The organism is Microbacterium aurum, from assembly GCF_016907815.1.
Taxonomy (GTDB): Bacteria; Actinomycetota; Actinomycetes; order Actinomycetales; family Microbacteriaceae; genus Microbacterium; species Microbacterium aurum.
This window is the reverse complement of sequence record NZ_JAFBCQ010000001.1, coordinates 105,361-125,490: the sequence shown is the minus strand read 5'-3', so window position 1 is coordinate 125,490 and position 20,130 is coordinate 105,361. Positions and strand designations below refer to the sequence as shown.

The 20,130-nt window shown below is 66.2% G+C and carries 22 protein-coding genes and 1 pseudogene; 14 read left to right on the top strand and 9 right to left on the bottom strand.

Annotated features, from left to right (window positions below):
- Positions 1-7 precede the first annotated feature (7 nt).
- The 4 genes from JOD60_RS00585 to JOD60_RS00570 form a co-directional block, all read right to left on the bottom strand.
- Positions 8-949 carry a VOC family protein gene (locus tag JOD60_RS00585; RefSeq protein WP_076691768.1) on the bottom strand — a complete coding sequence of 314 codons (942 nt, stop codon included), beginning with the start codon at positions 947-949 and terminating at the stop codon, positions 8-10.
- Positions 950-958: 9 nt separating this feature from the next.
- Positions 959-2,470 carry a bifunctional 3-(3-hydroxy-phenyl)propionate/3-hydroxycinnamic acid hydroxylase gene (locus JOD60_RS00580; RefSeq protein WP_076691767.1) on the bottom strand — a complete coding sequence of 504 codons (1,512 nt, stop codon included), beginning with the start codon at positions 2,468-2,470 and terminating at the stop codon, positions 959-961.
- Between the two features lie 120 nt (positions 2,471-2,590).
- Positions 2,591-3,493: a LysR family transcriptional regulator gene (locus JOD60_RS00575; protein ID WP_076691766.1), complete on the bottom strand. Its 903-nt coding sequence runs from the start codon at positions 3,491-3,493 to the stop codon at positions 2,591-2,593.
- Between the two features lie 61 nt (positions 3,494-3,554).
- The gene (locus tag JOD60_RS00570) at positions 3,555-4,931 is read right to left on the bottom strand and encodes an aldehyde dehydrogenase family protein (RefSeq protein WP_076691765.1); all 1,377 of its coding nucleotides are present in this window, start codon (positions 4,929-4,931) and stop codon (positions 3,555-3,557) included.
- A 123-nt stretch (positions 4,932-5,054) separates the two neighbouring features.
- Between JOD60_RS00570 and JOD60_RS00565 the strand changes: the two genes are divergently transcribed.
- Together JOD60_RS00565 and JOD60_RS00560 are read left to right on the top strand one after the other, a co-directional pair.
- Positions 5,055-6,068: an ornithine cyclodeaminase family protein gene (locus tag JOD60_RS00565; protein WP_084202077.1), complete on the top strand. Its 1,014-nt coding sequence runs from the start codon at positions 5,055-5,057 to the stop codon at positions 6,066-6,068.
- Between the two features lie 16 nt (positions 6,069-6,084).
- The gene (locus JOD60_RS00560; RefSeq protein ID WP_076691764.1) at positions 6,085-7,104 is read left to right on the top strand and encodes a dihydrodipicolinate synthase family protein; all 1,020 of its coding nucleotides are present in this window, start codon (positions 6,085-6,087) and stop codon (positions 7,102-7,104) included.
- A 47-nt stretch (positions 7,105-7,151) separates the two neighbouring features.
- Here JOD60_RS00560 and JOD60_RS00555 read toward each other — a convergent pair whose 3' ends face one another.
- From JOD60_RS00555 to JOD60_RS00545, 3 genes are all read right to left on the bottom strand, one after another.
- A complete protein-coding gene (locus JOD60_RS00555) occupies positions 7,152-7,547 on the bottom strand; it encodes a PaaI family thioesterase (RefSeq protein WP_198159080.1) in 396 nt (131 codons plus the stop codon).
- 8 nt (positions 7,548-7,555) lie between these two features.
- Positions 7,556-8,743 carry an acetyl-CoA C-acyltransferase gene (locus JOD60_RS00550; protein ID WP_232321656.1) on the bottom strand — a complete coding sequence of 396 codons (1,188 nt, stop codon included), beginning with the start codon at positions 8,741-8,743 and terminating at the stop codon, positions 7,556-7,558.
- 297 nt (positions 8,744-9,040) lie between these two features.
- Positions 9,041-9,187 (bottom strand): hypothetical protein, encoded by a 147-nt coding sequence (locus tag JOD60_RS00545; protein WP_157127990.1) that lies wholly within the window; start codon positions 9,185-9,187, stop codon positions 9,041-9,043.
- Between JOD60_RS00545 and JOD60_RS00540 the strand changes: the two genes are divergently transcribed.
- Entirely contained in the window at positions 9,177-9,665 is a 489-nt protein-coding gene (locus JOD60_RS00540; protein ID WP_076691762.1) for an MFS transporter, read from the top strand. The two genes, JOD60_RS00545 and JOD60_RS00540, sit on opposite strands and share 11 nt — an antisense overlap.
- Here JOD60_RS00540 and JOD60_RS00535 read toward each other — a convergent pair.
- Positions 9,590-10,788, bottom strand: a protein-coding gene (locus tag JOD60_RS00535; protein WP_372431318.1) for an IS3 family transposase whose coding sequence is annotated in 2 segments (ribosomal slippage) — positions 9,590-10,516 and positions 10,519-10,788 — 1,197 coding nt in all. Because the reading frame shifts where the segments join, the coding sequence is not laid out codon by codon here. The genes JOD60_RS00540 and JOD60_RS00535 overlap by 76 nt on opposite strands.
- 72 nt (positions 10,789-10,860) lie before the next feature.
- On the opposite strand from JOD60_RS00535, the pseudogene JOD60_RS00530 reads away from it, so the two are divergent.
- A pseudogene (locus JOD60_RS00530) lies at positions 10,861-11,451 on the top strand (IS3 family transposase); the annotation flags it as partial.
- A gap of 56 nt (positions 11,452-11,507) precedes the next feature.
- On the opposite strand, the gene JOD60_RS00525 reads toward JOD60_RS00530, so the two are convergent.
- Entirely contained in the window at positions 11,508-12,026 is a 519-nt protein-coding gene (locus tag JOD60_RS00525) for a hypothetical protein (RefSeq protein WP_157127988.1), read from the bottom strand.
- 50 nt (positions 12,027-12,076) lie between these two features.
- Between JOD60_RS00525 and JOD60_RS16945 the strand changes: the two genes are divergently transcribed.
- The 10 genes from JOD60_RS16945 (at position 12,077) to JOD60_RS00480 (ending at position 20,100) form a co-directional block, all read left to right on the top strand.
- Positions 12,077-12,208 (top strand): hypothetical protein, encoded by a 132-nt coding sequence (locus JOD60_RS16945; RefSeq protein WP_269746938.1) that lies wholly within the window; start codon positions 12,077-12,079, stop codon positions 12,206-12,208.
- A 125-nt stretch (positions 12,209-12,333) separates the two neighbouring features.
- On the top strand, positions 12,334-12,651 hold the full coding sequence (locus JOD60_RS00520; RefSeq protein ID WP_076691759.1) for an alcohol dehydrogenase catalytic domain-containing protein: 318 nt from the start codon (positions 12,334-12,336) through the stop codon (positions 12,649-12,651).
- Positions 12,652-13,369: 718 nt separating this feature from the next.
- Positions 13,370-14,065: an HAD family hydrolase gene (locus JOD60_RS00515; RefSeq protein ID WP_198159079.1), complete on the top strand. Its 696-nt coding sequence runs from the start codon at positions 13,370-13,372 to the stop codon at positions 14,063-14,065.
- Between the two features lie 71 nt (positions 14,066-14,136).
- Positions 14,137-15,063 (top strand): carbohydrate kinase family protein, encoded by a 927-nt coding sequence (locus JOD60_RS00510; RefSeq protein ID WP_076691757.1) that lies wholly within the window; start codon positions 14,137-14,139, stop codon positions 15,061-15,063.
- A gap of 29 nt (positions 15,064-15,092) precedes the next feature.
- Positions 15,093-15,953 (top strand): amidohydrolase family protein, encoded by an 861-nt coding sequence (locus JOD60_RS00505; protein WP_076691756.1) that lies wholly within the window; start codon positions 15,093-15,095, stop codon positions 15,951-15,953.
- Entirely contained in the window at positions 15,950-16,381 is a 432-nt protein-coding gene (locus tag JOD60_RS00500) for a secondary thiamine-phosphate synthase enzyme YjbQ (protein WP_076691755.1), read from the top strand. The genes JOD60_RS00505 and JOD60_RS00500 overlap by 4 nt, the downstream gene beginning before the upstream one ends.
- 19 nt (positions 16,382-16,400) lie before the next feature.
- The gene (locus tag JOD60_RS00495) at positions 16,401-17,192 is read left to right on the top strand and encodes an ATP-binding cassette domain-containing protein (RefSeq protein ID WP_076691754.1); all 792 of its coding nucleotides are present in this window, start codon (positions 16,401-16,403) and stop codon (positions 17,190-17,192) included.
- Positions 17,189-18,253 carry an ABC transporter permease gene (locus JOD60_RS00490; protein WP_084202074.1) on the top strand — a complete coding sequence of 355 codons (1,065 nt, stop codon included), beginning with the start codon at positions 17,189-17,191 and terminating at the stop codon, positions 18,251-18,253. Before JOD60_RS00495 ends, JOD60_RS00490 begins: the two co-directional genes overlap by 4 nt.
- Positions 18,254-18,258: 5 nt before the next feature.
- Positions 18,259-19,260: an ABC transporter substrate-binding protein gene (locus JOD60_RS00485; RefSeq protein WP_076691752.1), complete on the top strand. Its 1,002-nt coding sequence runs from the start codon at positions 18,259-18,261 to the stop codon at positions 19,258-19,260.
- 102 nt (positions 19,261-19,362) lie between these two features.
- Complete coding sequence (locus JOD60_RS00480) at positions 19,363-20,100, top strand: GntR family transcriptional regulator (RefSeq protein WP_076691751.1); 738 nt, start codon at positions 19,363-19,365, stop codon at positions 20,098-20,100.
- Positions 20,101-20,130 lie beyond the last annotated feature (30 nt).

The window sequence follows — 20,130 nt, the reverse complement described above, 5'->3', positions numbered from 1 at the left end:
CCGCCGATCAGACCGGGGGGGCGACGTACAGGCTCTTGTTGTCCGAGTCGTTGAACATCTCCTTGGTGATGAACTCGTCCATGTCGCCGCCCGTCCCCCACTGGTCGGAGGTCTCTGGTTCCTGGACGTCGTAGATGTGGGGATGCCAGGTATCCTCTTCGATCGTTTCGAGCTCGGTCGTCATCTCCATCGTGTTGCCGTTCGGGTCGACGAAGTAGGTGAACGTATTGTCGCCGGCGCGGTGGCGCCCCGGTCCCCAGATCTTGCGGTAGCCAGCACGGATGATCCGGCCGCTGCCGCGCATGTACTCGTCGATGCCGCGCAGTTCGAAAGACGCGTGCTGGAGCGATGCGTGCGGTCCGCGGGCGATCGCCATCGAATGGTGCTGCGTGCTGCAGCGCATGAAGTAGAACAGGTCGCCGACGTGCGGGTGGTTGAGGGTGTCGGACAGCCGGAAGCCGAGGTTGCGCTCGTACCAGTCACGCATCTTCTCCGGCTCGGCGGAATTGAGGACGACGTGAGACAGGCGCACAGGAATGGACTCCCGTTCCTCGATCTTGCGGTGCTCTCGGACCTCGACATCGGTCGACACCTCGATCGTGCGCCCTTCGAGGTCGAAGAAGCGGAAACCGTACCCCCCGCCCAGTGTCTGCAGGTCGGTGGGCTCGAAGACGAGCTTGACGCCGGTGCTCGCCAGATTGTGCGCCAGGGTGTCCACCGACTCCCGGTCGGCGGCGCCGAATGCGACGAGGTCGAGGCGCTTGTCGGCCGAGCGGCGCACGCGGGTCACGTACTGCTCGGGCGATCCCTCTGCGGCGAAGTAGACGACGTTGCCGTCATCGTGCTGGACGGTCAGACCCCAGTGGTTCTTGTAGAACTCGACCTGCTTGTCGAAGTCCGGGACGGCGATGTCGAAGTGGCGGATATGGGTGATCGGACGGAATGACATTGCGTACTCCTAGCGCGATTCAGAGGTGAGTTGGGTGGCATGTGCGATCGATGGGATGGTCCCGATGAGACGATCCAGTGCGGTCGCGGAGTCGGCGGTGCCGAGGATGTAGTGATCCGGTCGGAGGACCACCGCGGGGGCGCCGACGCGTGTCAGGAGCTGATCCACCTTCGCGGGATCCAGCAGTGTGACGGTGTCGTCGTCCTCGTCGAGGGCGACTTTGGTCGCGCGCGGAAGGGCCTCGTATACGGAACGGTTCGCGGCGACCAGGAAGTGGGCGCCCACCATGTCGTCCAGGCGGGTTCCGTCCGCGAGGATCGGCTGCGGTCCGAGGTGGCCGGCGCGCGGGTCGGTGCTCCCCGAGTGCAGGCCAGGCCCGAGCGCCGGGGGCGGCGGGACCGCTGTCGCGCCAGGGTTGGCCCTGATGTACTCGTCGCGACCGCGCGCAACATCGGGATCCGTGGTCTGGATGATCACGGCCTGATTGGCGGCCGTCTCCACCCAGGCCGTCGCGTGCGGCTTGCGCTCGTTCTCGTAGGTGTCCAGGAGCGAAGAGTCGGCGATACCGCGGCGTACGAGATCGAGCTTCCAGACGAGGTTGGCGGCATCGCGAATTCCCGCGCAGAGGCCCTGGCCGAACAGTGGGGGCGCCTGGTGGGCCGCGTCACCAGCGAGGAAGATGTCGCCGCTTCGCCACCGCTGCGAGATCCGTCCGCGGAAGGTGTAGATCGCCTGGCGGTCGGGCGTGAACTTGTCGGCGGGCAGCACGCCACGGCTGAGCCGCTCGACCGCGGCCGGAGTGACGATCTCTTCGGGATCGTCGTCGGGCATGAGCATGAACTCCATACGGACGCGGTCGCCGGGGAGCCTCAGCCACAGCGCGGGTCGGGTGTGGCGTCCGAATTGGACCATATCCGCGTCATATCCCGGTGCGTCGACCAGCTGACCGTCGACGACGAGCCACTGGGCGTCCGCTCCGTACTTGTCTGTCGAGATACCGAGCGCGTGCCGGATCTCGGAGCGCCCACCGTCGGCGGCGATCGCCCAGCGTGCGCGCGTCGTGGACTCGATCCCGCGCGCATCGACACTTGTCACCTCCACGCCGCCTTCGACGTTCACCACCGACGTCACGCGCACGCCGCAGCGCAGCTCGATGCCGGGGGTGTCCGAGACGACCTCGCGGATCAGGTGCTCGATGTCGGGCTGGTGGAAACTGATGTGGTCGTTCCAGGCCTGCTCGCCGATCCCTCCGGTCGGAGCATGCACCAAAACCTCGCCGGCCTCATTGACGATCTCGACGTCCTTCATCGGAATGACGACCTCTTGAAAGCGCGACGCGATACCCAGGCCCTGCAGCGTGCGCATGGTCTCGCCGTCGAAGTGGACGGCACGCGCGGTGGGCCACAGGTCGGAATCCTTCTCGAATCCGATTGCGGTGAGCCCTGCCCTGCCGCAGAGAGCCAGTGCGGTGGACCCGACCGGGCCTCCCCCGATCACGACGACGTCGACATCGATGCTCACAAACACTCCTTCGTGTTCAGTACGGTTCGTATCGAATGATACTCCTGCCCGTTCCTCTTCAGCTTGGCCGCCGGCCCGCCATAAAGGAATGGCGAGAATGGCATAGCCTCTATCGGAAATTCAGATGACCTCGGCCGCGACCCGCGTGAGCACCTGCCGGAGCCAGACGTGTTCCGCGTCATGTTCGCGGTCAGCCGACCACCAGAAGGCGTCGTGGACGGGGTCGAGATCGAGCGGGGGGATGACCATTCTCAGACGCGGGTGCATCGTGATCGCGATCACTGCCATGCGCTCCGGCACGATTGCGATCCGATCGGTGCCGAGAACCAGTGACGGCATGACGAAGAAGTGCGGGGTCACCGCTGCGACGGAGATGTCGATGCCGCGGAACTGCAGTTGCGTTCGTGCGGGGTTCATGCCTTCTCGGGCCGCTAGGTTCTGGACCCAGGGCCGCGTGAGCAGTTCGTCTTTCGTGGGCCGTTCGGGAATCCCCGATGCGCCGTCGACCAAGCAGACCCAGCGTTCGACGGGAATGTCAATGTGCGGGAGATCGAAGATGTAGCCGTGTGGCAGGATCACCGCGTCGAGCGCTCGCATCGACTCGGGCAGGCCGCTAACGAGCCGTGCGTCGACCGTGGGGAATTCGAAGCGCACATTCGGCGCTTCACGCTCGACGATTCTCGTCAGGGCGGGCGCGATCCGAGCCACCGCGTAATCCACCCCGGCGATCGAGAAGGACCGAGTGCTGGTCACCGGGTCGAAGCGCGATTGCAGCCGGAAGATCTGGTCGGTCTCCGCGATCACTTGCGGCAGGGCCAGGAGCAGTCGTTCACCGAGGGGCGTCAGGACATGCTGGTTGCCCCGGCGGATGAGGAGCACATCCTGGTAGTGGGCACGCAGACGGGAGAGAAAGCTCGACATCGTCGGCTGCGAGACGTGTAGCCGCGCTGCCGCCCGGGTGACGCTCCGCTCTTCGAGCAGTGCGCGCAGGGGCTTCAACAGGTTGTAATCGGTCGCTGCCATGGGGCCGTCGTCTGCCCCCTCTCGCGCGCCAAGCCGTCACTCTGAACGAACTGCAGTCAGGTTATGCCTTCCAGACCGTCTTGAGATTGCAGAACTCACGTTGCCCCACTGCGGCGAGCTCGCGGCCGAACCCGGAGCGCTTGATGCCACCGAAGGGGAGTTCCTGGTACGACACGGTCATTCCGTTGATGAACACGGCGCCCGCGTCGAGATTCGCGACGAACCATTCCTCCTCTTCGGGGTCATTCGTCCACACCGCGCTCGAGAGGCCAAAGGTGGTCTGGTTCGCGATGCGGAGTGCGTCCGTGTTGTCCGTTGCCCGATAGAGCGAGGCGACGGGGCCGAAAGTCTCCTCCTGGACGAGTCGGGCGTCGTCGGGCAGATCCGCGATCACCGTCGGCTCGTAGTACCAGCCGGGCCGGTCGGGCACCGAGCCACCGGTGAGGATCGTCGCGCCCTTGGCGCGGGCGTCTTCCACGAGCTCGATCAGGTCATTGCGCCCTGACTCGGTGGCGACCGGCCCCACCTCGACGGCAGGGTCGAGGGGGTCGCCCACCCGGAGGGCAGACATCAGGTTCGTGAACTCCGCCGCGAACTCGTCGTAGACGTCGGTGTGAACGATGAAGCGTTTGCCGGCGATGCAAGACTGGCCGTTGTTGTTGATGCGGGCGCGGACGGCGGTTGCCGCGGCGGCCTTGACGTCCCCCGAAGCCAGGACGACGAACGGGTCTGAGCCGCCCAGTTCGAGGACCGCCTTCTTGACGTGATCACCGGCGATCGCCGCCACCGAACGTCCCGCGGGCTCCGAGCCCGTCAGCGTCACCCCCGTGACTCTGGGGTCCGCGATGACCGCTCCGACCTCAGCGCCGCCGATCAGAAGCGCGCGAAATGAGCCCACGGGAAAGCCGGCGCGTTCGAACAGTGTGTCGAGGAACAGTGCGGACTGCGGCACGTTCGAGGCGTGTTTGAGAAGGCCCGCGTTCCCCGCCATGAGCGCGGGTGCCGCGAAGCGGATGACCTGCCACAGGGGGTAGTTCCACGGCATGACCGCGAGCACGACTCCGAGCGGCTCGTAGCGCGTCCAGGCGCGGGATGCGGACACCGTCGACGGGTCTGCCAGCGTCACATCGGCGAGGAACTGCTCCGAATTCTCGGCGTAGAAGCGCATCGCCTTGGCGCACTTGTGCACTTCGGCGACCGATTGCGCGATGGGCTTGCCCATTTCGACCGTGATGAGCTCGCCGAGTCCTTCGGCCTGGTCGTCGAGGATCGCTGCGGCAGCCCGCATCCACTCGGCGCGCTCCGCAAAGCTCGTTTGCCGAAGAAGTTCCGCGGCGGACGCAGCCTCGCTGATCCGCTGGTCGACCTCCTCGCGGCTGTGCGGCTCGATGATCATCTCCGTTTTTCCCGTCGCCGGGTTCACTGTCGCGATCGCCATATCTTCATCTCCTCGTCGAAATGTGTACCGTTCAGGAGTATAGTTAAAAATAGATACGAAACGTACCGTGCAGAATATGTTTCCCCTCGCACGTTCACCACGACGATCACGAAGGAGTGACCTGTGAGCACGGAAGCCGAGCTTCCCGCACGTCTGCCCCTCTTCCTCACCGATGCGGATGTCGCGCAACTGTCCGATCTTCCCCGCGCCATCGCAGCCATTCGCGAGGCCTACTCGGCGCCGGTCGACGACCGACGTAACCCGGGAAGGATCTTCGCCGACAGCACCCGCGAGTGGATGCGGGTCATGCCGTCCGTTCCCGCGAGCGGGAACCTGTTCGGAGCGAAATCGATCAACGGGTCCTTCGCCGACGGCCTGCGTGTCAGCTACCTGATCTCGCTGTTCGATAAGGACACGGCCGACCTCGTCGCGCTCGTCGACGGCAATCGCGTCACGGGCCTGCGTACCGCGGCGACCACCGCGGTCGGCGCCGAGGTCATCGCACCGAAGCGGCCACTCAAGGTCGGCATCATCGGCTCAGGTTTCGAGGCGCAATCCCACACGATCGCGCTTTCCCTCGTGACCCGATTTGCTTCGGTCGCCGTGTTCAGCCCGACGCAGGTGAACCGAGAGTCCTTCGCAGAGTCGTTCTCACAGAGCCTCGGAGTGCCGGTGGATGCCGTCGACTCGGCCGAGCGCGCCGTCCTTGGAGCAGACCTCGTGCTGTGCGCCGCACGGTCGCGGGACGAGAGCCCGACCCTCCAGGCGGACTGGGTCGGCGAGGACGCCACGGTGGTCTCGATCGGCTCGACGACGCCCGCTCAGCGCGAGCTCCCGGCCGAACTCATCGCCCGGGCATCCCTCGTCGTCGTCGACGGCGTTGAGGAGGTGCTGCACGGCAGCGGAGACATGATCGCCGCACGCGCCGCCGGCGTCGACGTCGACAGGCTCACCGCATCGCTGAACGATGTGCTGCTCGGAGACCGCGCCGTGGACCTCGAGCGCGGCATTCGAATCTACAAATCCACCGGCGCGGGCCTGCAGGACATCGTCGTGGCAGAGGCCCTCGTCGACCTCGCCCGTCTGCGCGGCATCGGCACAGAGCTGCCCGTCGGCATTGTCACCACCCGCAAGTAGAGGAGCAAGAATCCCCATGGTCGACTACACGAAGAGCCAAGCCCGCGAATGGGCGAAGGAGCACTGGCAGGGCGCCATTGCGGTGACTATGCCCTCCTATTCGGCGGACTTCGCCCGGATCAACGAGAACGCGATCCGCCACGACATCCTCAAGCTCAAAGAGCTCGGCTTCGCGGGGACGCTGCTCGTCGCCGAGCTGAACATCACGCCGGAGGAGAACGCGCGGGTGACGGCCATCGCCCGCGATGCCGGAGGAGCCGACTTCCAGCTGTTCTTCCACGCGGCGTTCAACACCCTCGAAGAGAACATCCACGCCCTGGCGCTTGCCGAGAACGAGGGCGTCGACAGCGTACTGCTGTCGTACCCGACCGCCTTCTGGCCGACCTCGCTCGACGAGGTGTTCGACTACACGAAGCAGCTCGCCGATTCCACGGATCTCGGCGTCATGCTCTTCGGCCTGCCCGCGTGGGGCTTCGAGCGGATCGACAACGCGGGGATGCCGGTGTCGTGGGTGCGGCACGTGCTCGATGAGATCCCCAACATCGTGGCCATCAAGGCCGAGCAGGGTTACCCCAGCATCGGGGGAATCATGGAGATGTATCACCACTTCGGCGAGGACGTCATCATCTCGTGCCCCATCGAGGGCGAGACGATTCCACTCATGTCGGTTCTGGACTTCCAGTTCTCCGGTACGAGCAACTCGAACTGGATGAGCGACTACTTCCCCCGCGCCTTCCAACTGGCGCGGTCCGGACAGTGGGAGGAAGCCATGAAGCTGTGGTGGCAGGTTGCCCCCGCACGTGCGGCGAACACCGCGATCCTTACCGGTTCTGCAGTAGGCACCACCGTCATCAACCGCACCGGCTGGAAGTATCAGGAGTGGCTCGCCGGCTTTAACGGAGGGGCCCTCCGCGCTCCCGCCCCGCGCATCCCCGATCGCCTGATGAAGCAGGCGCGCCAGGCCCTCGTCGCGTCGGGCCTGCCGGTCACCGACCTGCCTGACAGCGAGTTCGTGAAGGGACGCACGAGGGCCTGATCGTGGTCGTCCGGTCCGGTCGCCTCAGGGAAACCGGACCGGACGCGTCATTGCCGCCGGCCCGCTCGTGCGGTTCCGCGGAACAGGGCGATCGTCCGGTCGCGGCTGGTGACATCCACGTCGATCACGACGCGCCGCTCGTCGCGGAAGGACGTCCGCGCGGTGGCAGTCAAAACGTCGCCCGCATTCGTGGGAGACAGGTACTGGATTGCGGCATCCGCCGTCACGGCGTAGTGCACGACGGTGTTCGCCGCCATGGCGAAGGCCTGATCGGCTACCGCGAACACCACGCCGCCGTGTGTCGCGCGACTCGCGTTGACCTGGTCCGCGCTCACCCTGACCGTCACGACGGCGCTCCCCTCGTGAGCCTGCTCGACATTCAGCCCGAACCAGTCCATCGCGGGCTCATCCGAGATGAGCGAAAGCACGAAGGGGTCGATCATGCCCATCCTCACGCCAGCCGCTCGAGCACGAGAGCCATGCCCTGGCCACCGCCGACGCACAGCGTCGCGAGTCCCAGGCGCCCGCCGCGGTCGTGCAACGCGTTGATCAGCGTGCCGACCAGCCGGGTGCCGGTTGCGCCGAACGGGTGCCCGATTGCGATCGCACCGCCATTCACGTTGACGCGTTCCGGGTCGAGCCCGAGTTGACGCACCACCGGCACCACCTGCGCGGCGAATGCCTCGTTCAGCTCGATGAGATCGATATCGCCGATGCTGAGCTCGAGCCGGGACAGCAGTTTCTGTGTTGCGGTGATCGGCCCCAGGCCCATGACCTCGGGCGAAATCGCGGTGGCTGCCGAACCGAGAATCCGCGCGAGCGGAGTCAGGCCGAGTTCCGAGGCGCGCGAGGCGCTCATCAGGACCACGGCCGAGGCTCCGTCGTTGAGAGGGCTCGCATTTCCCGCGGTCACTGTGCCGCCCTCTCGGAACACGGGCCTCAAGGCGGCGAGCCCTTCCATCGTGGTCCCTCGACGCGGTCCGTCATCGGCGCTCACGCTGCTCCCGTCGCGGCGTGTGTGGGGGGCGATCTCGCGGTCGAAAAACCCGGCGTCAATCGCGGCGGCCGCGCGCGCCTGTGAATGCAGCGCCCATTCGTCTTGCTCGTGACGGGTCGTGCCGGTGAGTCGGGCGACCAGTTCCGCCGTCTTTCCCATCGACACGTAGACGTCTGGCGTGAGTCCCTCCGATCGAGGATCGCTCCATTCTTCGCCGGCCGCGAAGATCGCGTCGACACGGAGGGCAGAAACCTCTGAGCCCGGATAGACGTTCGTCGAGTTCGGGGGAGTCGTGGAAGTCGACTCCATCCCGCCGACGAGGAAGGCGTCGCCGTCTTCCGCGCGGATCGCGCGAGCCGCGCCGGCAATGGCTTGCAGGGAAGAAGCGCAGAAGCGGTTTATCGTCGCGCCCGGCAGGCTGTCGTATCCCGCGTAGACCGCCACACGGCGGGCGGCGTTGTCGCCCTGGGCGCCCTCGGGCAGGGCGGTCCCGAGGTAGAAGTCGTCGAAGTTCGGAGGGTCTGCCTCGGGGATTGATCTGAGCACGGCGCGGACTGCCGTCAGCGCGAGATCCTCCGGTCGTTCACCTGCGAACGAGCCCTTCTGAGCTCTGCCGAAGGCGGTCCGCCGGTAGGCCACCACGACGGCATCATTGGGCGCTATCTCACTGGCCACGGTTCGGGGTCCTCTCGCAGGCGAAGCACCTTATTCAGGTCCGACTCGTATCGTATCGCATTCGGGTCCACGTCTGCCGGGACGCTTGAACTGGACGCTCCACCAATCGCCTTTGCGCAGTCGGGGATGGCGGAATCGATGCCATAGATGGGGATCTAGCCTCCGAGGGCGTGAGTAGCCTACGCACGGACGTTGGAGCCGGAATCACGCGGATTCGGCCGGAAAATCTACCGGGGAATGCGCCCCACCGTAGCCCGTACTGGGCTACGAGTCTTCGGGTGTGGCGATCAGGCGCATGAATGTCTCGAGCAGCGGTAGCGTTTCGCGCGTCGGGTCCAGGAGCGCCTGAATCCGAAGGCCATCCACCATCGGCCTTCCCACTGCGGAGATCGCCGGGCTGGTGGCGATCATCGGGCTCCTCGGCATCGCCGCCGCGGTCATCGGCGCGATCGGCGGCGGATGGCTGTCCGACAAACTCGGACGCCGCAAGCTCTTCGTGGGGATAGGCGCCGGACTGTTCGCCGCCGGCGCGATCGTCGAAGCGACCGCCTATTCGGTCCCCACCCTGATCGTGGGCGCAGTCCTTATGAATCTCGCTCTCGCCGCGTTCGGCGCCGTCGACCAGGCCATCGTCATGGCGATCCTGCCGGACCGCAGCGAAGCAGGCCGCTACATGGCCGTCGTCCAGTTCGCGCAGAAGATCCCCAGCGCGTTCGCGCCGATCCTGGCCGCGGCGATCATCACGATCGGTGCCGCTGAGGGCGTCAAGAACTACACGCTCGGGAATGCTGAGCCTTTGGTTGACTCGTTTCCTTATCCCGCCAGGCAGGCGGGGTGTTTCATGATGGTCTCGAACTCGATGGGCGTCAACTTCCCGAGTCTTCGTTGACGGCGGCATCGGTGGTAGCGTGCCTCGATCCAGTACACGATCGCGAGGCGAAGCTCGTCACGGGTGGTCCACTGCTGCTGGTTGAGGACGTTCTTCTGCAGCAGACTGAACCAGTTCTCCATGGCCGCGTTGTCCGCGCATGCGCCGACTCTGCCCATCGATCCGCGCAGCCCGAAGTGTCGAAGGGCACGCCGGAATCTACGGCTTCGAAATCGACTGCCTCGATCGGAATGCACCGTCACCCCGGCTGGCTTACCGCGCCGGTGGAACGCGTCGGTGAGCGCGTCAACGGCCAGTCGGGCCTTCATCCGGTCGCTGATCGAGTAGCCCACGATCCGGTTGCTGAACACGTCCTTGACCGCGCACAAGTACACCTTGCCCTCACCGGTTCGGTGTTCGGTGATGTCGGTGAGCCACAACTCGTTGGGCCGGTCGGCGGTGAAGTCACGTCTGACATGGTCGTCGTGCACGGCAGGACCCGGCCGGCGATGCTTCCGAGAGCCCTTGCGGCGGTGCGCGGCCGAGAACATGCCCTCCTGCGAGCACACCCGCCACACGCGACGCTCAGACACCTGCCAGCCGTCGTCGACGAGTTCGTCGGAGATGAGCCGGTACCCCTGACAACGGTCCTCATCCCACACGTCCCGGGCAGCGTTGATCAGATGCGCCTCGTCCCAGTCGCGATCGCTGACCGGATTGGCCAGCCACTGGTAGTACGCCTGCTTGGAGAAGCCGAGGACCCTGCACGCCACCGCGACCGACACCCTCACGGGGGCGCCGGCCGCAGCCAGTTCACGGACGAGCGGGAACACTATTTTGGGGACGCAGCACCGATCCGAAGGTTCGCTTGCGAAAGATACGCCGCGGCCTTCCGGAGGATCTCGTTCTCCATCTCCAACTCGCGGATCCGCTTGAGCATCTTCGCCTGCTCACGCTGCCCGTCCCGATCGCTCGACGCCGCCGGCGCGATCCCGCGGCCGGCCAGCTCGACGTTACGCACCCACGCCTGCAACGCCGACTTCGAGATCCCCATATCCGCGCAGACCTGCTTCTGCGACATTCCCTGCGTGAGCACCAGAGCGACCGCGTCGCGCTTGAACTCCTCCGAAAACTTCACCGGCATGACTTCATCCTTCCCGCCCCGAACCTTCAGATCAAAGCAGTCCCAGAGTCAACCAAAGCTTCAGCATTCCCGAAGACCACGATCCCGGACCAGTCCGGACGGAAGTTCCCCGACCTGATCGGGCGGGACTTCAGCACCGGGGAGCCGAACCGCAGGTATGTCGGCGATATCACCTACCTCCCCATCGCGGACGGCAGCAACCTGTATCTGGCGACCTGCATCGACCTCGGGTCGCGCAAGCTCGCCGGCTGGCAGGTCGCCGACCACATGCGCACCGAACTCGTCGAAGGCGCTCTCCGCGGCGCGCACCGCGACCGCGGATCGCTGGCCGGCGCAGTGCTCCACAGCGACCACGGCTCGGTCTACGCGTCGAAAGCCTACGCAGCACTCTGCGAGCAGCTCAAGGTGACCCAGTCCATGGGCGCGGTGGGCACGAGCGCCGACAACTCGCTGGCCGAGAGCTTCAACGCCGCGCTCAAACGCGAGCTCCTCCAAGGCGCGTCGGCGTTCCCCGATCAAGCCACCGCCTACCGGGCCGTGTTCCGGTGGACGAACCGATACAACACGCGCCGACGCCACTCCGCGATCGGCCAGATCACCCCGAACAGCTACGAGAACACCTACGCGGCCGCGAGATCAGCTACCCTCACGGAAGCGGCATAACCGAAATGACACCGTGTCCACGATCCGGGGTCAAGGCCCGTGCTACCCTCCCGGGACTAGTTGTCATTCAGGGTCGGCAAGTCTCGGGTCGAGCGTCCTTGGCGTCGGTGGCGACGATCCAGGTCCCAGGTCTTGCACATCGGGACGTGGAACTTCCCGAGCCTCCTTGCGCGTAGCTTCGCGCCGTCGAACTTGGCGAACCCTCCAGCTCCGCTGACAAACAGATCCTTCTTCGGCCGCCAGAGGTTCAACGTCGTGTGCGTCGTGTAGGCGATTGCTTCGCCCGGGTAGATCGCTGCCCAGTAGTCCGCCGCCGACGTTCGCATCCAACGGCGCGGCATTCCTTCTTTTCGAAGCCACAGCGTCACGGACAGCGCGGGTGCGTCGCCGTGATTCACGACGATCGCCTTCACCCGGACCACGTCAGACTCGCTGTGCCACGCCGAATCATCAATGACGAAGTGGGACAGCTGCAGGTTTGGCTTCGGTCGCTGCAGCCAAGCGAAGAGCGCGGCGAAGAGTGCAATCACAGCAGCGCCCGCCGAAACAAGAGCAGCAATTCCTTCGGGCGTCATGATCGAAACTTACAGTGCGGTTCAGAAGTGGCCGGCGCTCCCGGCGCTCCGTGACCGACGGCGCCGAGCGGCCCCTCGTGATCCTCAAACGAGCAGTGCTCGTAGAGGGGACGTCAGCGCACGGTCGTGAGATCCAGGCGATCATCCCGGACGGCGGCATCGGCGGGCGACTCACCCCCTAGGTTCACGCCACCGAAGTGGCTGAGACGCCACCCCGCGGCGCCTGGGCGACGCGCCACCCACCCACCCCACACCTGCCCGAGTCGGCCACCGCCGAACCGGTTCCCGAATGAGGAAGGAGTAAAGCATGAAGAGCTTCGTCGTAGAGACACTCGACTCGAGCCGCCTCGTCGAGATCGAAGCGCCGGAACCGGCGCCCGCATCCGGGGAGGCCGTCATCGACGTCCGCGCCTCGACGGTCAACCGAGGTGAACTGAGTCTCCTCGCGTCCCGAGACAAGGGGTGGGCGCCCGGTCAGGACGTCGCGGGAGTCGTCATCAGCCAGGCGGCCGACGGATCCGGTCCGCGCATCGGAGAACGGGTGGTCGGCTTGGCGGAGCAGGGATCGTGTACGAGCTATCAGTATCCGCGGGAAGGTGCCATCGGAGGCGATGGGTCAACATGAGACTTAGCGCGGGGTCTCGTAGAGATATCTCAAGCGGGTACACGCGTGGGTAAAGACGAACGCAGATGAAGGGAGGCGAGTGGAACCGGGAACGAGGTCGAACCGCGGGATTATGCGGTCACGGCATTGAAGCGATGGCGACTGCGCTCGCGATACATGGGTTCAAATCCCACCGTCACCGCCACCTGAAACCCCCGCAGATCCCTTGAAAACACTGGGATCGCGGGGGTTCTCTCTTGCCCGAAACGGCCAAACGAGAAAGAATTGAGAAAGAACGTGGTCTCAGCGCGTTTCTCGGGTCTCGAAGTCGAATGCCGGGCGCCTGTATCAGGACATCGGTGACAGTGGTCGCGGGTCGCTGTACGGTGGCCATCGGGCGACCGTACAGCGGGCTCCGCTGATCAGTCCTCCGCGGGCTCGAGTTCCGGCTGCGGCTCGGGGATATCCGATGCCGTGCGCCCTCGATCACTCGGCGACACGTGGGCGACTCCGGATGGGCGAACGCGTTGTCGCTGGATCACCGGTTCGCGGGTGGCTCCGAGGGGCGCCAGTCGCACGAGCGAGGCATCGCGGGAGGTTTCTGGGAATCAGCGGCGCGTCGGCGCGGTTCTCCCGTTCCGCCGTGACGGCGAGCAGTCGGCTCAACGCAGGTAGGATAAATGTCGGACAACTATCTGGGTTGACTGACCAAGTTGGGCAAGTGAGAGGATGCGCAGGCGTGATTTCATCGACTTCGGTGGTCGGCGGCGGGATCGAAGGCGTCATCTTCGACTGCGACGGGGTGCTCGTCGACAGCGAGCCGTTGTCGATGCGGGTCACACAGCGAGTCGTGGCGGATCTCGGTTGGCACGTCGAGCTCGACGTGCTGGGCGAGCTGCTGACGGGATGCTCCCACGAGTTCTACGTCGAGCAGGTCGAGAGGAACATCGGCCGCCGTCTCGAGCCGGGGTGGGACGACCCCTATCGAGGCTGGCTCGAGCGCGAGTTGCATGCGGCGCTGACCGCCGTGCCAGGCATCCACTCCGCTGTCGCCGGAATCGACCTGCCCACTGCTGTCGCTTCGAACAGCACACAGGCGCGGATCCGGCTGAGTCTCGAGATCGTAGGACTGCTTGCGCAGTTGGACGGAAGCATCGTGAGTGCGGACGACGTCGCTGAGGGCAAGCCGGCGCCTGACGTCTACCTGGAGGCGGCAGACCTGATCGGCGTTCCACCGGACAGGTGCGTCGCGATCGACGACAGCCCCTTCGGGGTGCTCGCCGCGCAGCGGGCCGGCATGTTCGTCCTCGCGTTCGCCCGGAGCACGCAGCCCGGCAGGCTCCCGACGGGGGATCGCACTCACGTGTTCGACGACATGAGCCAGTTGCCCGAGCTCCTCCGACGTCTGCGGGTCGGTGGCGGAATCGGGACTTGACCTTCAAGGTCATCCTTCGATAGCGTCCAATCATCAGACAAGTAGTTGAAGAGTCAGATGAGCGGAGTGAGATGAACGGATCCCAGCGCACGCGGGTGCGGGTTCTCGGCAACCTCAACCACGATCTCCTGCTGACCGGTGTCGACGAGCTCCCGCAGTGGGGGCGCGAAACCCTGGGCGAATCGCGCTCGCTTCTCGTGGCGGGCCAGGCAGGCTACATCGCCTCGGCCCTCGGTCACTTGGGTGCGACAGTGGCCGTGTGCGGTGTCGTCGGCGACGATGCCGACGGCGCCCAGCTGCGCGATGAGCTCGGTCGAGTGGGCGTCGACGTTTCCGGCGTCCACGCCGTGCCCGGACGGACAGGACTCACCATCGCCCTCATCCGCGCCGACGGAGAGCGGGCGTTCGTCTCCGACCTCGGTGTCTCGGCACTCGCGACACGCGAGATGTTCCTCGACTTTCTCACCATGACACGTGCGGATTTCACGATTGTGGCGGGAACTTCGAACACTCCCGGACTCACGGCCGCAGATCTCGCCGCCGTCTTCAGCGAAGCCGCCGCGGACTCGCGGGTCGTCTTCGACCCAGGTTGGGATCCCAACGGCTACTCCGCGAAGACTCGTGCGGAGTCGCTCGAGCTGCTCGCACTCGTAGATCTCTACCTTCCCAACGAGGACGAGGCCGTCGCGGTGACGGGCGCCGACCGTGTCGAGGACGCGCTGCGGATGCTCGACGCCGCGACCCGCGGACACGTCGTCGTCAAGCGAGGTGCCGCAGGGTCCGCGACCCTCATCGACGACGCAGTGCACACCGTGCCGACACGTCGGGTCCGCGCGGCGAACGCGGTCGGCGCCGGCGACACCTACGACGCCGCCCTGCTGGTGGCGCTCGGCGAAGGCCGCCCCCTCGCGGGTGCCATGGAGTTCGCTTCGGCCGCCGCCGCACATTTCGTCGAGCGTGCGGAGGACCGCTATCCGCGTCGCTCCGACCTCGTCTGACCCCTTCCCCATATGAGAGGTGCATCTTCATGACCGTGATCGATTTCCGCACGTATCCCGTGCAGACGGAGGAGTTCTTCGAACGCTCTCCGGAGGCTCGGGCTGCCGTCCGTGACGTGTTCGGCTTCTACTGCGCGACCCAGCCTCTGACGACGCTGATCCACCAGCTCGACGAGGCCGGCGTCGATCAGACGGTGCTCTCGACGCTCGACTGCACGAGCGCTCACGGCACGGTGATCGCCCGTAACGAGAGCATCGCTGAGCTCGTCGAGCAGGGGAACGGGCGTCTGCTCGGATTCGCGTCGGTCGACCCTTCGGCCGCGGATGCTGCGGAGCGGCTTCGCACCGCCGTCGAGCAGCTCGGACTCGCGGGACTGAACCTCGACCCGGCGCTGCAGTCGTTCTCGTTCGCTGACGACGCCGTGCTCGATCTGTTCGCCGCGGCGGACGAGCTGCAGATCCCCGTCACGGTGCAGATGGGACTCAACTGGGCGCCGATCGCGCGTACCGGCGCCTCGCGTCCGACCGATCTCGAGGAGATCGTGCAGCGCCACCCTGAGCTCGACGTGGTGATCGCGCACTGCGCCTGGCCGTGGGTCGACGAAGCGCTGGCGATGGCGATCAAGTACCGCAACATCCTGCTGGACACGGCGGTGCTATGGGGCGGGCGGCCGGAATCGTCGGTGCGGCGGGTGTTCGCGGAGCAGATCGGCACCGATGTCGTCGAGGCCAGCCTGCGCGACCAGATCGTCTTCGCATCCGACTACCCGCGGGTCGACCCCAAGCGCGTCGCGCGCGGCATCCGCATGCTCGAGCTGCGCCCGCTGACCGAGCAGAGAATCCTCGGCGGCAATGCCGAGCGGATCATGAACCGAAAGGGCAACCGATGAACTCCATCGTCGTGCGCAAGTCGCTGGACACGCTGCGAGACGTGGAGGTGATCAACATCACTGACGTGGTGCGTGACACCGTCCGCGAGTCGGGCGTGTCGGACGGCATCGTCTACATCACGACGATGCACACCACCAGTGGCATCTCGGTGAACGAGGGTCTTCCGGACGTCGAAGACGACCTCGTCGCGATGCTCGAGCGCCTGGCGCCCGAGATCGGCGACTACCGTCACCAGCGCTTCCTGCCGAGCGACGGCCAGATGGCGGTCAACTCGGTCTCGCACCAGCGCAGCCACCTCACGGGGATGCAGGTGTGCTTCCCGATCGAAAACGGCTCGCTCGTCATGGGCTCGCGTCAGACCATCTACTTCGATGAGTTCGACGGACCCCTGCGCCGCGAGTACGTCATCCACATCCTCGGCGTCTGAGCCGACAGACAGCGGACCGATGGTGATCCCTGTACTCGAGGCGAAAGGAGTCGTGAAGAGCTTCGGCAGCGTCCAGGCTCTTCGCGGCGCCGACTTCGCCGTGAACGAAGGTGAGATCGTCGCCCTGGTGGGCGACAACGGTGCCGGCAAGAGCACCCTCATCAAAACCCTCGCCGGTGTCATCACGCCCGACCAGGGCGAAGTGCTCTTCGACGGCACGCCGGTTCACCCGCACACGCCCGAGCGGCTGCGTGAGCTGGGTGTGGAGACCGTGTACCAGGACCTGGCGCTGGCTCCCACCCTCGATCCGACCGAGAACCTCTTCCTCGGCCGGGAGGTGCGTCGCCCGGGCCTTCTCGGAGCGCTGGGTTTCATCGATCGCAAGACGATGCGCGCAACCAGCGCCGACCTGTTCCGCGATCTCGGAGTGCGCATCCAGGACGTGACCTCCGAGGTCTCGCGGATGTCGGGCGGCCAGCGGCAGGGCATCGCTGTGGCGCGCGCCGCGGCGTGGGCGAGCAGGGTGATCTTCCTCGACGAGCCCACCGCGGCTCTCGGCGTCGTGCAGACGCGGAACGTGCTCGACCTCGTGCGGCGCATCCGCGACAGCGGGATCGGCGTGGTGCTCATCAGCCACAACATGCCGGATGTCTTCTCTGTGTCCGATCGCATCGATGTGCTGCGGCTGGGCTCACGTGTCGCGCAGTTCACCACCGCCACCACGAGGCCCGATCAGGTCATCTCCGCCATGACGGGCGCCGATGTCGCGGGCTTCCAGGACGACGGTCCTCAGACGAAGGAGGAGGGATGACCATGGTCACGACCGACAGTGACGCGCGAGCGTCGAAGTGGTCGATGAGGTCCCTGATGGCGGGACAGTCCATCTGGATCGGGCTGATCTTCGTCGCCCTCGTGATCCTCTTCACGGTGATCTCCGGTGATGCCTTCGCCTCGCTCCCGAATGCGCGGAACATCCTCGCGGGCGTCGCGATCATGATCATCATCTCCCTCGGGCAGATGATGGTCATCCTCACGGCTGGGATCGATCTGTCCATCGGGGGCGTCCTCGTCTTCAGTGGTGTGGTCGCGGCGATGACGATGAACGCGTTCGCCGGATCGATCGCGGGGATCCTCCTCGGACTGCTCGCCGCCATCGTGTCGGGCGCCGTGTGGGGTCTCATCAACGGCTTCCTCGTCACGAAGGCCCGCATCCCTCCCATCATCGCGACGCTCGGAACGCTCGGCATGTCGATGGGCCTCGCTCTCGTGCTCACGAGCGGGATCGATCTGCGCGCGCCGCTGCCCCTGGTCGAGGGACTCGGCTCCAGCACGGTGCTGGGCTTCATCCCGTGGATCGCGATCATCGCGCTCGCGCTTGCCGGAGTAGTCGCGCTGGTGCTCAGCCAGACCGTCTTCGGCCGCCACACCTACGCCATCGGCGCGAGCGCCCCCGCCGCCGAACGTGCGGGCATCAGCGTCACGCGCCACCTGATCACGGTGTACGCCGTCGCCGGCCTCCTCGTCGGTATCGCGAGTTTCGTCTCTCTCGCCCGCTTCGGCACGACGACGCTGTCGGGGCATGCGGAGGACGCGCTGAAGGCGATCACCGCCGTCGTCCTCGGAGGCACCTCCCTCTTCGGCGGAATCGGCGTCGTCCGGGGGGTCGTGCTCGGCGCGTTCATCCCGGTCATCCTGCTCAACGGATTCGTCATCGCCGGTGTGCAGGCTTACTGGCAGCAGTTCGCCATCGGTCTCGTCCTGGTCGTGGCCGTCTACATCGACCGCCGGCGGCACGCCACGACCGGGCCGCGTCGTCGTACGAAGAAGCAGCAGTCCAGCCCCACCCCCATCGATACTCACCAAGGAAGGTGACACTCATGTCGAAGTCCCGAAAGATCACTCTCACTGCAGGCGGATTCCTCGGCGCAGCGCTGCTGCTGGCCGGATGCACATCCTCACCCGGCGCGACGCCCGGCTCGTCGGCCGCCCCGAGCGGCGAGGGCGGTCCCTCGATCACGTTCGTGGCCGGCGTCAAGGGAGACCCGTTCTACATCACCATGGCGTGCGGCGCCGAGAAGGCGGCAGCGGAAGCCGGGGCGTCGTTCGATTTCCAGGCGCCGAACTCGTTCAGTCCCACCGATCAGATCCCCATCGTCGACGGCGTCTCTGCCGCGGCACCCGATGCACTGCTGATCGCGCCCACCGACGTGGAGTCGATGTTCGCACCCATCCAGCGCGTGCGCGACGCCGGCACCAAGGTCGTCCAGGTCGATACGTCCCTCACCGACACGGAGGGGATCAGTGCCTCGATCAAGACAGACGACTACGCCGGCGGCCAGGAGGCCGCGCGGGTGCTCGCTGATCTCGTCGGAGGCGAAGGCGAGGTCCTGCTGCTGAACTTCCAGCCGGGCGTGTCGACGACGGAGGCGCGAGGTCAGGGCTTCGTCGACGAGGCCGAGAAGCTGGGACTCACCGTCGTCGGATCGGAGTACGGCGGCACCGAGGTCGAGAAGAGCGCGCAGATCGTCGATGCGACGCTCCAGCGCCATCCCGAGCTCGCGGGCATCTTCACCACGACGGACTACGGCGCGCAGGGCGCCATCACCTCTCTGCGCAATGCGGCCAAGCTGAAGGATGTCGCACTGGTCGGCTTCGATGCCTCACCCGTCATGGTCGAGGAGCTCCGCGCCGGCAATCTGCAGGCGATCGTGAGCCAGCAGGCGAGCAAGATCGGCCAGCTCGCGGTCGAGGCCGCGCTCCTGGCACTCGAGGGCGAGGAGTCCGGCGAGACGGTCGAGGTTCCGACGATCACGATCCTGCTCGAAGATGTGGACAGCCCGAGCGTTCGAGACGCGCTTCAGACCGACTCCTGCGGCTGACGCCGCAGCCAGGGCGGACTCATCCGACGTATTCAAGATATGGTCGGAGGAGTAGTCGGAGGGGTCCGGCCGTGGGCGGCCGTGTCGTGAAACGGAGGCGATATGCCGAACCAGCGCCCGCCGCGCAAGGCGTCGACGGCGGAGAGGCTCCGTCACAGCATCGAGGCGCTGATCCGCAGCGACGACCTCGCGCCCGGAGACCAGATGCCGACGGAGCAGGTGCTCTCCGAGCGCCTCGGCTTCTCGCGGTCGACGGTGCGCGAGGCCTTGCGCTTGCTGGAGCAGGACGGATTGCTGCGGGCGGAGCAGGGCAGAGGCAGGTTCGTCTCCGGCGCGGGCGCTCTGCGCGTGGAGCGCCCGGTGACCAAGTACGAGAGCATCACCGAGATGCTCGAGGGTCTCGGCTACCGCGTCACGAGCGCGGTCCTCGAGGTCGGCGAGTCCATCGCGACGGCCGAGGAGGCGCAGGCGCTGCAGCTGGAGGAAGGCGATCCTGTCCTGCGTCTCGTGCGTCTGCGATGCGGCGACGACATCCCTCTCGTCTTCAGCGTCAACGTGATCCCCCGTGACTGCCTGCCCGGTCCGGTCGGGCACCGCGACTGGAGCGGCTCCCTCTCGCGCGCGCTCGAGGCGCACGGACGCACGATCGTCTCCTCGGTCGCCCGCATCAGCGCGGTCGACGTGCCCGCCGAGTACGGCGAGCGGTTCTCCTTGTCGCAGTACGATCCGTGGCTGCTGGCGACCGAGACGTGCATCACCACCGACGGATCGCCCGTGGTCTACGCACAGGAGTACCACCGCGGCTCGGAGATCGCTTTCAACGTCCTCCGGCGCTCCTGAAGATCCCGGCCAATGAGCGCGCTCTTCCGC

Bases quoted from the DNA above. Each gene is read 5' to 3' on its own strand.
- JOD60_RS00585 (WP_076691768.1), bottom strand. From the start codon at position 949: ATGTCATTCCGTCCGATCACCCATATCCGCCACTTCGACATCGCCGTC.
- JOD60_RS00575 (WP_076691766.1), bottom strand. From the start codon at position 3,493: ATGGCAGCGACCGATTACAACCTGTTGAAGCCCCTGCGCGCACTGCTC.
- JOD60_RS00570 (WP_076691765.1), bottom strand. From the start codon at position 4,931: ATGGCGATCGCGACAGTGAACCCGGCGACGGGAAAAACGGAGATGATC.
- JOD60_RS00560 (WP_076691764.1), top strand. From the start codon at position 6,085: ATGGTCGACTACACGAAGAGCCAAGCCCGCGAATGGGCGAAGGAGCAC.
- JOD60_RS00555 (WP_198159080.1), bottom strand. From the start codon at position 7,547: ATGATCGACCCCTTCGTGCTTTCGCTCATCTCGGATGAGCCCGCGATG.
- JOD60_RS00545 (WP_157127990.1), bottom strand. From the start codon at position 9,187: ATGATCGCCACCAGCCCGGCGATCTCCGCAGTGGGAAGGCCGATGGTG.
- JOD60_RS00525 (WP_157127988.1), bottom strand. From the start codon at position 12,026: ATGACGCCCGAAGGAATTGCTGCTCTTGTTTCGGCGGGCGCTGCTGTG.
- JOD60_RS00520 (WP_076691759.1), top strand. From the start codon at position 12,334: ATGAAGAGCTTCGTCGTAGAGACACTCGACTCGAGCCGCCTCGTCGAG.
- JOD60_RS00510 (WP_076691757.1), top strand. From the start codon at position 14,137: ATGAACGGATCCCAGCGCACGCGGGTGCGGGTTCTCGGCAACCTCAAC.
- JOD60_RS00505 (WP_076691756.1), top strand. From the start codon at position 15,093: ATGACCGTGATCGATTTCCGCACGTATCCCGTGCAGACGGAGGAGTTC.
- JOD60_RS00500 (WP_076691755.1), top strand. From the start codon at position 15,950: ATGAACTCCATCGTCGTGCGCAAGTCGCTGGACACGCTGCGAGACGTG.
- JOD60_RS00495 (WP_076691754.1), top strand. From the start codon at position 16,401: ATGGTGATCCCTGTACTCGAGGCGAAAGGAGTCGTGAAGAGCTTCGGC.
- JOD60_RS00490 (WP_084202074.1), top strand. From the start codon at position 17,189: ATGACCATGGTCACGACCGACAGTGACGCGCGAGCGTCGAAGTGGTCG.
- JOD60_RS00485 (WP_076691752.1), top strand. From the start codon at position 18,259: ATGTCGAAGTCCCGAAAGATCACTCTCACTGCAGGCGGATTCCTCGGC.
- JOD60_RS00480 (WP_076691751.1), top strand. From the start codon at position 19,363: ATGCCGAACCAGCGCCCGCCGCGCAAGGCGTCGACGGCGGAGAGGCTC.